Genomic DNA, 14,261 nt, shown 5'->3' on the forward strand with positions numbered 1-14,261 from the left:
CCGGCACATTCGGGTATAATCGGCGCCCATTAACTCGCTCCAAGGAGCGGGAGCAACATTGTGCAGGAGAGAAGTTATGCCTCAGATGGCCCCCGTAATGACAATTGATGGCCCAAGTGGTGCTGGCAAGGGCACCTTGTGCCAGTTGCTGGCAGAAAAGCTGGGTTGGCACCTGCTCGACTCCGGCGCCATCTATCGGGTGTTGTCACTGGCTGCCCTGCATCATGATGTCGAGCTCGATTCCGAAGCCGCGCTGGTGCCGCTGGCCGCCAATCTGGATGTGCAGTTTCAGGTGGAAGGTGATCTGGTCAAGGTAATACTGGAGGGAGAGGATGTCTCCCGTACCATCCGGACCGAGCAGGTCGGGAACGCCGCCAGTAAAATCGCGGCGTTCCCGCGCGTGCGTGAAGCGCTGCTGCGCCGTCAGCGGGCATTTCGTCAGGCGCCTGGTTTGATTGCCGATGGCCGTGATATGGGCACCGTGGTTTTCCCTGAAGCCGAAGTGAAGATTTTCCTCGACGCAAGTGCCGAAGAACGGGCTCAGCGCCGCTATAAGCAGTTGCAAGATAAGGGCTTTGATGTTAACTTTGAGTGTCTTTTAACCGAGATCCGTGAGCGTGACGATCGCGATAGAAATCGCGCCGTTGCCCCTCTGAAACCGGCAGAAGATGCTCTCGTGGTGGATTCAACCACCATGACCATAGAAGAGGTACTGGCAACAGTGCTCGCCTATGCAGAGCAACAACTCGGAGATGCCAGCGCAAGCTGACATCCGGTCGTCTGCACCATGGATGGCGCAGATTATTAAAAACAACCCCGCTTGTGCTGGATGACAAGTGGATGTTTCATTTGTGACATAAACTAATGATCGAATCTTTTGCTCAACTCTTTGAAGAGTCCCTGAACGCCGTTGAAACCCGTCAAGGTTCCATCGTCAAGGGTACTGTCGTTGCTATCGAGAACGGTTTCGTACTGGTTGACGCCGGTCTGAAATCCGAGTCCGCTATCCCGGCTGAAGAATTCAAGAACGCCATGGGCGAGCTGGAAATCAACGTAGGTGACTCCGTTGACGTGGCTCTGGACTCTATCGAAGATGGTTTCGGCGAAACCAAGCTGTCCCGCGAAAAAGCCAAGCGCCACGAAGCCTGGCTGCAGCTTGAAAAAGCTTACGAAGAGCAAGCTACCGTTATCGGTATCATCAACGGCAAGGTCAAGGGTGGTTTCACCGTTGAACTGAACGGCATCCGTGCCTTCCTGCCGGGTTCTCTGGTTGACGTGCGTCCGATCCGTGACACCGCTCACCTGGAAAACAAAGAACTCGAGTTCAAAGTCATCAAGCTGGACCAGAAGCGCAACAACGTTGTTGTTTCCCGTCGCGCAGTGATCGAAACCGAGAACACCTCCGAGCGTGAAAGCCTGCTGGCTAACCTGCAAGAAGGTCAAGAAGTTAAGGGTATCGTCAAGAACCTGACCGACTACGGTGCATTCGTAGATCTGGGCGGTGTTGACGGCCTGCTGCACATCACCGACATGGCGTGGAAGCGCGTTAAGCATCCTTCCGAAATCGTCAACGTTGGCGACGAGATCGCTGTCAAGGTTCTGAAGTTCGACCGCGAGCGTACCCGTGTATCTCTGGGTCTGAAGCAACTGGGCGAAGATCCGTGGGTTGCTATCGCCAAGCGTTACCCGGAGACCACCCGTCTGTCTGGCCGCGTGACCAACCTGACCGACTACGGCTGCTTCGTTGAAATCGAAGAAGGTGTTGAAGGCCTGGTACACGTATCCGAGATGGATTGGACCAACAAGAACATCCACCCGTCCAAAGTTGTTAACGTTGGCGACGTGGTTGACGTAATGGTTCTGGACATCGACGAAGAGCGTCGTCGTATCTCCCTGGGTCTGAAGCAGTGCAAATCCAACCCGTGGCAGCTGTTTGCCGAAACTCACGCCAAAGGCGACCGTGTTTCCGGCAAGATCAAGTCTATCACTGACTTCGGTATCTTCATCGGTCTGGACGGCGGCATCGACGGTCTGGTTCACCTGTCTGACATCTCCTGGAACAACCAGGGCGAAGAAGCAGTTCGTGAATTCAAGAAAGGCGACGAGATCGAAGCCGTTGTTCTGCAAGTGGACCCGGAGCGTGAGCGCATCTCCCTGGGCGTCAAGCAGATCGAAGAAGACCCGTTCAATAAGTACCTGTCTGACAACAAGAAAGGTGCTATTGTGAAGGGTAAGGTTACCGAGGTTGATGCCAAAGGTGCCGTTATCGAACTGGCTGACGGCGTAGAAGGCTACCTGCGTGCCTCCGACGCTGCTCGTGACCGCGTAGAAGACGCCACTCTGGTGCTGTCTGTTGGTGACGAAGTTGAAGCTAAATTCATGGGCGTTGATCGTAAGAACCGCACCGTAAGCCTGTCTGTCCGTGCTAAGGACGAAGCTGACGAGCGCGTTGCTATCGATAACCTGAACCAGCAAGAAGAAGTTGTGTTCAGCAATGCTATGGCTGAAGCGTTCAAAGCCGCCAAGGGTGAGTAATCCTTGATGCAAGAAAAGGGCGGCATTGCGCCGCCCTTTTTTATCCTGGCAAAATGATTATTGCATGTGATCGGGGAAGGAGATTTAACGTTATGACCAAATCAGATCTCATCGAACAACTGGCAGCCAGCCGCATGCATATGCCGGCCAAGGATGTCGAAGCCGCCATCAAGGAGATCCTTGAGCAGATGGCGTCGACCTTGCAAAACGGCGACCGGATTGAAATCCGTGGATTCGGCAGTTTTTCACTGCACTATCGTGCCCCTCGTGTGGGCCGTAACCCCAAGACCGGGGACAAGGTTGAACTGACCGGGAAATATGTCCCGCACTTCAAGCCTGGCAAAGAGTTGCGCGAGCGCGTCAACATCATCGAATAATGCGAAAATGGGCATACCTCGGGTATGCCTTTTTTGTTTTTGGCACACAAATCGTGCCAACCATCTTGTTTATCAAACTCTTTTCCCATTCACTCTAGAGTCTGCCTGTGATTTTAAGGATAATCAGCCTCTCATTAGATACTGACAGGGAGCTCTTATGAAGCGTATTTTGGCCCTCATTCCGCTAGTGCTGGTGTTTGTCCTCACCCTGGCGTTAGGCTCACAAAATGGCCAACTGGTTCAGTTCAATTACCTGATTGCTCAGGGCGAATTCTCCCTCACCATGTTGCTGGGATTCTTTTTTGCCGGTGGTTTCATGCTGGGCTGGCTGGTATTCGGCCTGCTTTTCCTGCGCTTGAAGCTGCAAAACCGCACCCTTAACCGCACCATGCGTCGTCAAACCCGCGAGTTGGAGCTGGCCCGTTCAGCGGGTAAGGAATAATGTTCCTCAATGCTTGAACTGCTTTTCCTGCTGCTGCCCATTGCCGCCGGTTATGGCTGGTACATGGGGCGCAGGAGTGTTCGCCAGGACACCCAGAAACAGAGTAACCAGTTTTCCCGCCAATATGTGGCGGGCCTCAACTATTTGCTGTCCGATGAATCCGACAAGGCGGTGGATCTCTTTATCCAGCTGCTGGAAGTGGACAGTGAAACCATTGAAACCCATCTCTCTCTCGGCAACCTGTTTCGCCAGCGTGGCGAGGTAGACAGAGCCATCAAGATCCACCAGAACCTGGTCACCCGCCAGTTGACTCGCGAGCAGCGCCAGCTTGCGCTGCAGGAGTTGGCCCGCGACTTTCTTGCCGCTGGTTTGCTGGACCGGGCCGAAGCGCTCTGGAACGAGCTGTGCGAAGACAGTGACTTCGAAGAGACGGCACTGGCCCAGCTGTTGATCATCCATCAGCAACTGCGTGACTGGGACAATGCCATCTCGGTGGCGGTTCGCCTGCAAAAGTATCAAGGCAAGAAGCTGGCCGAACCTATCTCCCACTTTTATTGCGAGCAGGCTGAAAGCGCGCTGCGTGACGGCGACAAGTCCACTGCGCTTGCCAAGTTCAAGCGAGCGCTCAGCGTCAATTCGGGCTGTGCCCGCGCCAGTCTGCGTCTGGCTGAGCTGGCAATGGAAGAGGGGGAGTATGAACAGGCCAGCAAGGAGCTGCTGCGGGTATTTGAGCAGGACATCGATTTTGCCTCGGAAGCGATGCCCAAGCTGCTTGAGTGTTATAAGCAATTGGGGCGTACTTACACCCTGATCCCGCTGCTCGAGAAAGCGGTTGAAGAGCATGCTGGCGTGACGGTTACGCTGGCTCTGGCCCAGCTGGTCGAGGAGCGCGATGGCTTGAGTCAGGCTCGCGCCCTGGTGCTACGCCAGTTGCGCCGTCACCCCTCCATGAAAGGGTTCTATCAACTGGTCGGCTTTCAGCTGGCCAGTGCAGAGGAGGGACCTGCCAAGGAGAGTCTCGAGCTGTTGCAGCAGCTGGTTGGCGAACAGATCAAAATCAAATCAACCCACAAGTGTCGGCAGTGCGGCTTTGCCACTCACTCGTTGTTCTGGCAGTGCCCATCCTGCCGGCAGTGGGGTTCCATCAAGCCGATCCGTGGTCTGGACGGTGAATAACCATCAATAGGAAGTGAGATGCTCGATCCAAAAGTACTGGTAGCGCTGGATTATCAGAACGAAGCTGATGCCTTGGCGTTCATTGAACGTATTTCTCCGGCCGAGTGCCGTCTCAAGGTTGGCAAGGAGATGTTTACCCTGTTTGGCCCGCAGTTTGTACGCCAGCTGGTTGCCAAGGGATTTGATGTCTTTCTGGATCTGAAATTTCACGATATTCCCAATACCGTCGCCAAGGCGGTCGCAGCCAGTGCCGAGCTCGGCGTCTGGATGGTCAATGTGCATGCCAGTGGTGGCGAGCGAATGATGCGGGCAGCCGTCGATGCGCTGCAGCCTTATGGCGACAAGGCGCCACTGCTGATTGGGGTGACCGTGCTGACCAGCATGGAACAATCCGACATGGCGCCGCTGGGCCTTGATGTGACCCCTGCCGAGCAGGTGATCCGGCTAGCCAGGCTGACCAAAGAGTCCGGGCTTGACGGTGTGGTTTGCTCGGCCAACGAAGCGCGCGAGCTGAAGGCGTTGCTGGGTGCTGATTTCAAGCTGGTGACCCCGGGGATCCGTCCAAGCGGCTCCGAAGCAGGTGATCAGCGCCGCGTGATGACACCAAAAGCCGCTGTGGATGCGGGGGCTGACTATCTGGTGGTTGGCCGTCCCATCACTCAGGCTGCGGATCCTGCAGCCATGCTGGCAACCATCAATCGCGAGCTGGCGGGGGCGTAATCCCTGCCGTCACCGAGACCGGGTGCAGGCCGAGTAGCAGGCCTGCACCTGCACCAATCAGATGAGATTCTATGTGGACTCTGGCTCCGATCAGGGTCGATATCGGACTTTCGCCCGCATTGTAGAAATCCATTCCCAGCTTGAGCCCCACACCAGCCAGCAACAGCCAGCCCGATGTACGGCGACCATGGCGGATATCCTGCATGGCTCCCCAGACAAACAGTCCGTGCAGTGAGCCCGACAGCCCCATATACCACTGGGTGTGCGGGCACCAGAACCAGATCCCGAGCCCCACGGCACTCCAGAGCAGCAGCATCAGGAGTGGCAGCCGGTTATTGCCCAGGTAGTCGCGAAACAGACAGGAGAGGATAATTAAACCTGCCAGATTGAGCAGCAGATGCCACAGATTGGTATGAGCCAGATTGCCTGTTATGATCCGCCACCCTTCACCGTGAGCAATCTCTGTCCGGTCGAAGGAGAGCCGGAGATCCGGCACGGTAAAAAAGAGCAGCAAGCTGGTGAGAGAGAGCGTGATAACCCAGAGCAATCCAGATTTTTCTGACGACATGAAACAGCCCAACGACAAAAACAGTCGATACTGTACACGCTGTACCCGAGCCCTCAAAGCGTGCCTGTGCGAATATATCGTGCCACTTGAAAACCGTACGCCTCTCTACATTCTTCAGCATCCCTATGAAGTAGCCCACCCAAAGGGCACGGCAGCACTGCTGGCTGCCTCGCTGCAACAGGCAGAGATCCGGGTCGGGGAGGATTTTTCCGGCGATAGGTGGCTCAACGACCTGCTTGCCGACCCCTCTTTGCGCTGTTATCTGCTCTGGCCGGATGAAGAGTCCATTTCACCTGCTGAGCTCAGAGAGAAGATGGCGAGCGTCTCACCAGCTGCGACCGCCGTAGCGTTTATTCTGCTCGATGGCACCTGGCGCAAAGCCTTTCGGATGTTGCAGAGCAACCCGGCACTGGCCCGCTTGCCGCGGATCGGGCTTGGCGCCATCGCAGGGCAATATGCCATTCGTAAAAAGCCGTTTCCTGAAGCCCTCTCGACGATAGAGGCGGGCTACCATCTGTTATCTCAATGGGAGGGCGAGCCAGAACGCTATGCCCCCCTGCTTACCCTTTTCGAGCGGCTCAATACCCAGTGGCAAGCCTTTGCCGAGGGGCGCCGGACATGACATTGCAAGGAGTTCTCCGTATGAAAAAAGCAGTTGTGGTATTTAGTGGCGGTCAGGACAGCACTACCTGTCTGGTGCAGGCGCTGGCCAATTATGACGAAGTCCATGCGATCACATTCGACTATGGCCAGCGCCATCGGGAAGAGATCGATACCGCCCGCCATCTGGTGCAACTGCTGGGTGTCGCTGCCCACAAGGTGATGGATGTTACCTTGCTCAACGAACTGGCTATCTCGGCACTTACTCGTGATGATATCCCGGTGAGCTGTGATCTGCAGGATAATGGCCTGCCCAATACCTTCGTGCCGGGCCGCAATATCCTGTTCCTCACGCTGGCCTCTATCTATGCCTATCAGGTCGGTGCCGAAGCGGTGATCACCGGGGTATGCGAGACCGATTTTTCCGGTTATCCCGACTGTCGCGACGAGTTCGTGAAGGCGCTCAATCAGGCGGTCTCCTTGGGGTTGGATCGCGGCATCCGTTTTGAAACTCCACTGATGTGGCTCGACAAGGCCGAAACCTGGGCGCTGGCGGATCACTATGGCCATCTCGATACGGTGCGCCAGCAGACGCTGACCTGCTACAACGGCATCGCTGGCGATGGCTGTGGCACCTGTCCCGCATGTAATCTACGTAGCCGCGGACTGGACGGTTATCTGGCAGACAAAGCGGGGATCATGGCCAACATGCGTGAGAAAACCGGACTGGGTGAGAAAAGCGGAGCATGAGCCTGCCTCTGGCTGATGATTGGGGTATAATCCGCGGCTTTTGCAACAAGCTGTGACCAAGATGCACTACCCAATCAACGAGATATTCCAGACCATCCAGGGAGAGGGGGTCTTTACCGGCCTGCCCGCCATCTTTGTTCGCCTGCAAGGGTGCCCGGTGGGCTGCCCCTGGTGCGATACCCGACATACCTGGGTGGTCGATCCTGCTCGTGAAGTGGGCAGAGAGCGTGTGCTGGATCGCTCCAACGAGTCAGATTGCTGGAGCCAACTCACTACCGAGCAGATCCTTGCCAGCTTTGTCGAGCTTGGCTATCAGGCGCGTCATGTGGTGATAACCGGTGGCGAGCCCTGTCTCTACGATCTGACCGAGCTCTCGTCAGCGCTGTTGGCAGCGGGTTATCAGGTTCAGATTGAAACCAGTGGTACCAGCGAAATCAAGACTCATGAGCAGACCTGGGTCACGGTATCACCCAAGATCGGCATGAAAGGCGGGTTGCCGGTGCTGGTCTCAGCGCTTGAGCGGGCCAACGAAATAAAGCATCCGGTGGCAACAGAACATCATATCGAAGAGCTTGACGCTCTGCTGGTTACCGCAAACCTGCGTCCGGATGTTGTTATCGCATTGCAGCCTATCAGTCAGAAACCGCGAGCCACCCAGCTCGCGATGGCAACCTGTATTGCCCGTAATTGGCGACTCTCTATTCAGACCCATAAATATCTGGATATCGATTAATATGGAGTGGCTATCCGATGAGCAGGTGCTGCTTACCCTGAGCCATAAAATGCCTTACGGCAAATATCAGGGGCGGCGCATCATCGATATTCCGGAGCCGTATCTGGTCTGGATGGCCCGCAGTGGTTTTCCGGCGGGTAAACTGGGCCAGACATTGGCTCTTGCATACGAGATCAAGCTCAATGGGTTGGAGTCGATGATTATTCCCATTATTAACAGGATGTCAGAATGAGAATATATACCCGGCAGGGTGACAAGGGGATGACCCGGTTGGCCGATGGTACCCGTTTGGCCAAGGATCATTTGCGGGTAGAAACCTATGGCTATATTGACGAGCTCAACTCTCATATAGGTCTGCTGATTTGCGAGATCCCCCTGCAAGAAGCAGGTTTATTGGCGGATCTGCAGTTGTTGCAGCAAGAGCTATTTGATCTGGGCGGTGAATTGGCATTTTCCAGCGCAGCCCAAAATGAGTCAATCTGGCAAGTTAATGAGAGCTGGATTGTCAGACTGGAACAACAGATCGACAGCTACAGCGAACAGTTGCCGCCGTTGCGCCAGTTTATTCTGCCAGGCGGCTCCCGTGCGGCGGCGCAGGCCCATGTGGTGCGGACGCTAGTTCGTCACTGCGAGCGCCTGCTGTTGACCCTGAGTCGCGAAGAGTGCGTGAATCCCGATGCGCTGGCCTATCTCAACCGGATGAGCGACTGGTTCTTTACCATTGCCCGCTATCTTGTCTGCCGGTCAGAGGGACAAGAAGTATTCTGGGTTAAAGCCACTGATCGCAGATAAACATTCAGAACGTAGCCAATAAAAAACCTCGCAATAGCGAGGTTTTTTATTGGTATCTATCACTGAAATCAGATAGCGAAATCTTCCAGTGATTTACCTGCTTCAACTGCTTTGGCAATAGCAGAAGGCATACGACCCTGACCGGTCCAGGTCTTCTCTACGCCGTTATCATCATAACGATATTTGGCAGGGCGAGGGGCGCGCTTGGCTTTTTCTGCCTTGGCTGGAGTAGCTGCAACCGCGCTGACCAGCTCTGCAGGATCAATACCGGCAGCTTTCAGCATTTCGGTATATTCATTGATTTTACGCAGATGCTCTTCACGAGCCTGACGCTCAGCGGCTTCATCCTGCTGACGTTCGGCAACGATTGCTGAGAGTTTTTCCAGCGCTTCTTCCAGCTGCTCCAGAGAGAGTTCACGGCAGGTGGCACGCAGACTGCGGATATTAAGCAGCACTTTCAAAAATTCATTCATAGGATTGTCCACGTCAAGTCAGAAGGAAATATTATGTTCATCCTGATTTTTACGTGTCACTTTAAATAAGTCAAGAAGGGCAAAAATAATAAGTAGAAGATAAATCGTCATCACGAGAGATTATATTCGGCATTCAATCGTATTAATGGATGCTTATGAGGCTTTGATTGGTTAAATGTGTCGCAAAAAGAAGCTAGGCTGCATCAATTGACTACCTTTTTGGGTGCTAACGTCATACATCATGATTATTTAATCAAAAAACTTGCTATAAGCTGCCAGCTGGATAAAATGTCTCTCGAATACCTTTAAGTAGAGGCGCGCTGCCTATGACTACTTGTGCGGAGGGTGATGCCGATGATGCACAAGGAAAGGAGTCAGCGCCGAAGTGGCCAGGCCATCATACCGGGCTGCTGGTTCTGCATCTAATAGGTGCAGGACTGCCATAGTCATCCACTATGGAGCGCTACCTGAAGGGGCTGAGGAGTATAACCTCCCCATAGGTTTTGTTTCTTTAGATCCTCTCGGTAGATCTCCACCTGTTATCTTTAGGTGAAAAGAGATCATGGACATTAGTCATTTTGCCGACTCCGGTTGGTCCGTACTTCCCCCGTTATTGGCTGTCGCCCTGGCGATCCTGACTCGCCGCGTGCTGCTGTCGCTTGGCGTCGGTATTTTAACCGGCAGTCTGTTGCTCAATCAGTTTTCCCCCCTCGACTCCCTGCAATATCTGCTGGGTACCGTGCTGAAGATTTTCTGGGTTGATGGCGCACTCAACCGTGACAACATCAACATGCTGCTCTTTATGCTGCTGCTGGGCGGCCTCATCAGTCTGATGAGCGTATCCGGTGCAACCCGTGCCTTTGCCGAGTGGGCCGCCAAGCGCGCCAAGACCCGCAAAGGGGCCAAGACCCTCACCGGCATGATGGTGTTTGCCTTCTTTATCGATGACTTCTTCCATAGCTTGTCGGTGGGTGCTATCTGCCGTCCGGTGACCGACCGCTTCCAGATCTCCCGTGCCAAGCTGGCTTATCTGCTGGACTCCACTGCTGCGCCAGTCTGCGTATTGATGCCGATCTCTTCCTGGGGCGCTTATATCATCGCGCTGGTTGGTGGCATCATGGCGGCCCACGGTCTGACCGATCAGAGCCCCATCTCTGCGTTCGTCGAGATGATCCCGATGAACCTCTACGCCGTCTTCACCCTGATCATGGTGCTGGTCGTCATCGCGTTTCAGCTCGATATCGGCCCGATGCGTCAACACGAACAGTGGGCGCTGGAAGGCAAGCTGTGGGATGAATCCAAGGGGCGTCCCATCGGTCTGGATATGGAGAGCCCGGAGGAGAGCAATGGCGGCATGATCGACATGGTGCTGCCGATCCTGACTCTGACCGCCGCCACCGTCTATTTCATGATTGACTCGGGTGCCGCTGCCCTGAGCGAAAAAGGGCTGCCATTTAGCGTGCTCGGTTCGTTTGAAAACACCAATGTGGGCTCCTCGCTGGTCTATGGCGCGATCTGCAGTCTGGTGGTCTCCATCGGTCTGGCGATGCGTCTGAAGCTCGGCGCCAAGAACTGGATCAAGGCTGCCCCGCAAGGCGTCATGGCCATGTTGCCGGCCATCAATATCCTGCTGTTTGCATGGACCATCGGTGCCGTAGTGCGCGATGTGGAGACCGGCAAGTACTTGGCATCTCTGGCCAACGGCAATCTGCCGATTGAGGTGCTGCCGGCTGTGGTCTTCATCCTCTCCTGTGCCATGGCGTTTGCCACCGGCACCAGCTGGGGCACCTTCGGTATCATGTTGCCGCTGGCCGGTGACATGGCTGCGGCCAGCGATATCAGTCTGATGCTGCCGATGCTGGCTGCTGTTTTGGCGGGCTCGGTGTTCGGGGATCACAGCTCTCCCATCTCCAGTACCAGCATCCTCTCTGCGACGGGGGCAGGTTGCCATCACATCGATCACGTGATGACCCAGCTTCCCTATGCGCTGGCCATCGCCTTCGGTGCCGCTCTCGGTTATCTGGTGATGGGGTTGATGCACTCCGGTTTTGCCGGTTTCAGCGTCAGCGCCCTCTGGTTTGTGCTCTTTACCAGTTACCACCTGAAAAAGGCCAAAGCGCAGCCAGCGCTCGCGACGGCATAACATTAATAGAGCAAGGGGCCCACGGGCCCCTTGGTTTTGGCGGGGGCTTTGGTTAGCATGCGCCCCATAAATTCAGTTTCGGAACAGTATCATGGCTTCACTGCACTACAAGTTTGCCACCATGAATTCAGGCAAATCGACCCAGCTCATTCAGGCACACTTCAACTATCTGGAGCGGGGGATGCACCCGCTGGCCATGACCCCTGCCATCGACGATCGTTTCGGTGTCGGCGTGATCAGTGCCCGGGTGGGTCTCGAGCTGAGGGTTGAAGTGTTCAGCGATACCTGCGATCTGTTCGAGATGGTCAAAGAGCGCCATGCCAACAAGCACATCGATGTGTTTATCGTGGATGAGGCTCAGTTCCTGACCAAGGAGCAGGTCTATCAGCTGGCCCGTATCGTTGACGAGCAGGATATTCCGGTGATCGCCTACGGCCTCAAGACCGATTTTCGTGGTGAGCTGTTTCCCGGCTCCTACCATCTGCTCTGTCTGGCCGACAAGTTCGAAGAGCTGAAGAGCATCTGCTGGTGTGGCAACAAGGCGCATATGAACTCCCGGGTCAATGAAGCCGGGCAGGTGATGCGCGATGGCGAGCAGGTGGAGATCGGTGGTAACGATCGCTATGTGTCGCTCTGCCGCAAACACTATCTGGAGGGGCGGGCGTTCAAATAACCCGAGCTTTGGACAAGGTACGAATAAAAGGGGCGCCAATCTGGCGCCCCTTTTCTCTATAGGTAGCTCAGTCGATCTCGATATCGACGGGGGCAATGATGGGATCAGCCACCGGCAGGCGGTGAAACAGCTGGCGAAAGTGCTGCTGTACCCGGCCGATATCGACCAGCGACATGCCGGAGGCAAAGCCAAACCAGACATAGAGGCCGGTGAGATCGCGAAACATCGGCGGCAGGTAGCGGGGCGCGGCGATCAATCCCTCCAGATAGTGCTGATAGATCACCGGAATATCGTCCAGCGTCACCTTGCCGACAAACAGCATCGGCAGGATCTCGGGCACTCCTTCCAGCACGGCGCTACGGATGAAGTTGACCGTCTCCACATAACCCCTCACATAGGAGAGGTCCTTGGTAAAGCAGGCGCCCCCTTCGACCATGCCGCCACGAAATACCCGTTGGGTGATCTTGTAGGCATCGTGCTCGCTGGTGCCCTGTCCCACAAAGTGCTGAAACACCTCGATAAAGTCGGCACCACGCTCGGCCATGTCGATGGCCATCACCCGATCGGAGATGCGCTTGGCCCGATCCGGGAAGGAGCTAAAGGTGAGGGTCTCTATCAGGACGGCCAACCCCTCCTGACAGGCGGTAATGCGCGGTGAGCCGGCGCTAAGCCAGGTAGCGTAAGGCTGCTGGCGGCCGTTTAGGGTGGTGCCCACATGTACCCACCCCTCATGCACTTCCAGCACCTGCAGGTCGAGCTCGGAGAAGCGGGCGTGGGAGTTGAGCTTGATGTAATCGCCGCCGGCCGCTGCATCCGACACGATGCCATCGCTCAGCTTGACCTGTACTGTGCCGTCACTGAAATAGCTCGACAGCTTGCCCTGCAATTTGGCCACCGCCGCTTCCCCTTCGAACTCCTTGGGGTAGGGGCGTACCAGATGACGAGCGCCGGGCAGGGAGAAGATATCGCACAGGCGAGCGCCCAGCTCCTTGAGGGTCTTGCGATCGCCGCGCAGATGATCGCTGGCAGAACCGTAGAGCAGCTGGCTATAACGCTGAAAATCGGACTGGCCGCGCTGGCGCAGCATCTCGATCACCACCATGTATTGATCGACCGTCTCTTGCAGGATGAGCCCCAGATCATCTTGTGGTCCCAGCTTTCTGCGGATCCTGTCTCGCAGCTCCTTGAGTTCGAGATATTTGTTGCGCGGCTCAAAGCCAAGGGGGAGGGCTTCGTAGAAGCGGCGGTCGATGACGGGCAGGGTACGCCCACCATCGGCCAGAAAGCGCTCCTGGGTCTGTCGTGGCCACTTGATGGCATCCAGAATGCGAATCGGTTTTTGCAGGGCGAGCAGCTCATCCGAGAGGGATTTCAGATGGAGGCGATACTTTTCTTGGATGGTCATGGGGCCCCCTGTGGGGCAAGCGTAGCCGTGGATTGGGCTGAGTATATGCATAGCGCTTGCCAAAAAGAAGCAAGCTGCGCGGTTATTGGGCTGGCGTGCTTTTGGTTGCCGGAAAATTGGTTTAGACTGCGCCCCTCGATCCCAATCTTGTCGTGGAAATAATGAATATCCCCAGCTCCGAAATGATCATGCGTTGGTTGCAACAGGCTCGCATCGAGCACTACGTTTGCGATCAGTGCCATGGTATCCACATTGTCTCCTTGCAGTCGGTCGATGGCATTCAGGAGAGCCGGATCTTCGTGGAAGAGGAAGGTCTGCTGTTCTCATCCGAGCTGGAAGTGCGTCCTTCGGCCATGTTGCCGCTGGTGGCTGAACTCGGTCGCTTCAATATGCAGTACCCCTCGCTCAAGGTATTCCTCGATATCATCGACGACAACCTGCCGCGTCTGGTCATTGGCCACACCGTGTTTACCAAGGCGGGCCTGAGTGTCGAGCAGTTCCTGCTGTTTGTGCAGAGCACTATTGCCGCGACCCATGAAGTGGTTTCCGAATGCGAACGTTTGGGTTTCCTCAACCTGCCTGAAATGCAGGTTGCGCCGGAATCTGTACATTAATTCCGCGAACGATCTGTTTTGCCAAAAAAGCCGTTGACGCGGGCGGGGCTTTCCCCTAAATTACGCCCCGTTCCAGCGCAACGGCGCAGCGAACACCGTGTTGGCTGAACACGTTAAACAGCAGACCAAAATCTGGTGAGGTGTCCGAGTGGCTGAAGGAGCACGCCTGGAAAGTGTGTATACGGCAACGTATCGAGGGTTCGAATCCCTCCCTCACCGCCAAATTGCAAAGCCCTGACGGAAACGTCAGGGCTTTTTGC

At 55.5% G+C, this 14,261-nt stretch carries 17 protein-coding genes, 1 tRNA gene and 1 riboswitch; of the genes, 15 read left to right on the forward strand and 3 right to left on the reverse strand.

Annotation, left to right across the window (positions count from 1 at the left end; translation table 11 throughout):
• Nucleotides 1-76 precede the first annotated feature (76 nt).
• From cmk to pyrF, 6 genes are all read left to right on the forward strand, one after another.
• Nucleotides 77-769: a (d)CMP kinase gene (gene cmk, locus AAHA41_RS17950; RefSeq protein ID WP_041207460.1), complete on the forward strand. Its 693-nt coding sequence runs from the start codon at nt 77-79 to the stop codon at nt 767-769.
• 95 nt (nt 770-864) lie between these two features.
• A complete protein-coding gene (rpsA, locus tag AAHA41_RS17955; protein WP_005299919.1) occupies nt 865-2,535 on the forward strand; it encodes a 30S ribosomal protein S1 in 1,671 nt (556 codons plus the stop codon).
• Between the two features lie 92 nt (nt 2,536-2,627).
• Nucleotides 2,628-2,912 carry an integration host factor subunit beta gene (gene ihfB / locus AAHA41_RS17960; protein WP_005299934.1) on the forward strand — a complete coding sequence of 95 codons (285 nt, stop codon included), beginning with the start codon at nt 2,628-2,630 and terminating at the stop codon, nt 2,910-2,912.
• A gap of 157 nt (nt 2,913-3,069) precedes the next feature.
• On the forward strand, nt 3,070-3,354 hold the full coding sequence (locus tag AAHA41_RS17965; protein ID WP_323070863.1) for a lipopolysaccharide assembly protein LapA domain-containing protein: 285 nt from the start codon (nt 3,070-3,072) through the stop codon (nt 3,352-3,354).
• A 9-nt stretch (nt 3,355-3,363) separates the two neighbouring features.
• Nucleotides 3,364-4,530: a lipopolysaccharide assembly protein LapB gene (lapB, locus tag AAHA41_RS17970; RefSeq protein WP_323070864.1), complete on the forward strand. Its 1,167-nt coding sequence runs from the start codon at nt 3,364-3,366 to the stop codon at nt 4,528-4,530.
• A gap of 18 nt (nt 4,531-4,548) precedes the next feature.
• A complete protein-coding gene (pyrF, locus tag AAHA41_RS17975; protein WP_323070865.1) occupies nt 4,549-5,250 on the forward strand; it encodes an orotidine-5'-phosphate decarboxylase in 702 nt (233 codons plus the stop codon).
• Here pyrF and rrtA read toward each other — a convergent pair.
• The gene (rrtA, locus tag AAHA41_RS17980) at nt 5,225-5,818 is read right to left on the reverse strand and encodes a rhombosortase (RefSeq protein ID WP_323070866.1); all 594 of its coding nucleotides are present in this window, start codon (nt 5,816-5,818) and stop codon (nt 5,225-5,227) included. The two genes, pyrF and rrtA, sit on opposite strands and share 26 nt — an antisense overlap.
• Between rrtA and AAHA41_RS17985 the strand changes: the two genes are divergently transcribed.
• The 5 genes from AAHA41_RS17985 to AAHA41_RS18005 all read left to right on the forward strand — a co-directional run bounded on the left by AAHA41_RS17985 (nt 5,817) and on the right by AAHA41_RS18005 (nt 8,693).
• Nucleotides 5,817-6,440: a tRNA-uridine aminocarboxypropyltransferase gene (locus AAHA41_RS17985; RefSeq protein WP_323070867.1), complete on the forward strand. Its 624-nt coding sequence runs from the start codon at nt 5,817-5,819 to the stop codon at nt 6,438-6,440. The genes rrtA and AAHA41_RS17985 overlap by 2 nt on opposite strands.
• A gap of 20 nt (nt 6,441-6,460) precedes the next feature.
• Nucleotides 6,461-7,168: a 7-cyano-7-deazaguanine synthase QueC gene (gene queC / locus AAHA41_RS17990; protein ID WP_323070868.1), complete on the forward strand. Its 708-nt coding sequence runs from the start codon at nt 6,461-6,463 to the stop codon at nt 7,166-7,168.
• Between the two features lie 61 nt (nt 7,169-7,229).
• On the forward strand, nt 7,230-7,901 hold the full coding sequence (queE, locus tag AAHA41_RS17995; protein WP_208736169.1) for a 7-carboxy-7-deazaguanine synthase QueE: 672 nt from the start codon (nt 7,230-7,232) through the stop codon (nt 7,899-7,901).
• 1 nt (nt 7,902) lies between these two features.
• Nucleotides 7,903-8,133, forward strand: coding sequence for a DUF3820 family protein (locus tag AAHA41_RS18000; RefSeq protein WP_033114563.1), 231 nt, complete (start codon nt 7,903-7,905; stop codon nt 8,131-8,133).
• Nucleotides 8,130-8,693 (forward strand): cob(I)yrinic acid a,c-diamide adenosyltransferase, encoded by a 564-nt coding sequence (locus AAHA41_RS18005; protein ID WP_323070869.1) that lies wholly within the window; start codon nt 8,130-8,132, stop codon nt 8,691-8,693. The genes AAHA41_RS18000 and AAHA41_RS18005 overlap by 4 nt, the downstream gene beginning before the upstream one ends.
• Before the next feature lie 68 nt (nt 8,694-8,761).
• On the opposite strand, the gene AAHA41_RS18010 is transcribed toward AAHA41_RS18005, so the two are convergent.
• Nucleotides 8,762-9,166: an H-NS family nucleoid-associated regulatory protein gene (locus AAHA41_RS18010; protein WP_033114565.1), complete on the reverse strand. Its 405-nt coding sequence runs from the start codon at nt 9,164-9,166 to the stop codon at nt 8,762-8,764.
• Nucleotides 9,167-9,468: 302 nt separating this feature from the next.
• Nucleotides 9,469-9,640: riboswitch (Lysine riboswitch) on the forward strand.
• 88 nt (nt 9,641-9,728) lie between these two features.
• Between AAHA41_RS18010 and AAHA41_RS18015 the strand changes: the two genes are divergently transcribed.
• Together AAHA41_RS18015 and AAHA41_RS18020 are read left to right on the forward strand one after the other, a co-directional pair.
• A complete protein-coding gene (locus tag AAHA41_RS18015) occupies nt 9,729-11,309 on the forward strand; it encodes a Na+/H+ antiporter NhaC family protein (protein WP_033114566.1) in 1,581 nt (526 codons plus the stop codon).
• Nucleotides 11,310-11,400: 91 nt separating this feature from the next.
• Nucleotides 11,401-11,982: a thymidine kinase gene (locus AAHA41_RS18020; RefSeq protein WP_041207468.1), complete on the forward strand. Its 582-nt coding sequence runs from the start codon at nt 11,401-11,403 to the stop codon at nt 11,980-11,982.
• A gap of 67 nt (nt 11,983-12,049) precedes the next feature.
• Here the strand turns inward: AAHA41_RS18020 and AAHA41_RS18025 are convergent, their stop codons facing one another.
• Nucleotides 12,050-13,387: a flavohemoglobin expression-modulating QEGLA motif protein gene (locus AAHA41_RS18025; protein ID WP_323070870.1), complete on the reverse strand. Its 1,338-nt coding sequence runs from the start codon at nt 13,385-13,387 to the stop codon at nt 12,050-12,052.
• Between the two features lie 188 nt (nt 13,388-13,575).
• Between AAHA41_RS18025 and AAHA41_RS18030 the strand changes: the two genes are divergently transcribed.
• A complete protein-coding gene (locus AAHA41_RS18030; protein ID WP_323070871.1) occupies nt 13,576-14,001 on the forward strand; it encodes a YbjN domain-containing protein in 426 nt (141 codons plus the stop codon).
• Nucleotides 14,002-14,135: 134 nt separating this feature from the next.
• Nucleotides 14,136-14,223 (forward strand) — tRNA-Ser (locus AAHA41_RS18035).
• Nucleotides 14,224-14,261 lie beyond the last annotated feature (38 nt).

This window comes from Aeromonas sp. SER (assembly GCF_038739615.1).
Taxonomy (GTDB): Bacteria; Pseudomonadota; Gammaproteobacteria; order Enterobacterales; family Aeromonadaceae; genus Aeromonas; species Aeromonas jandaei.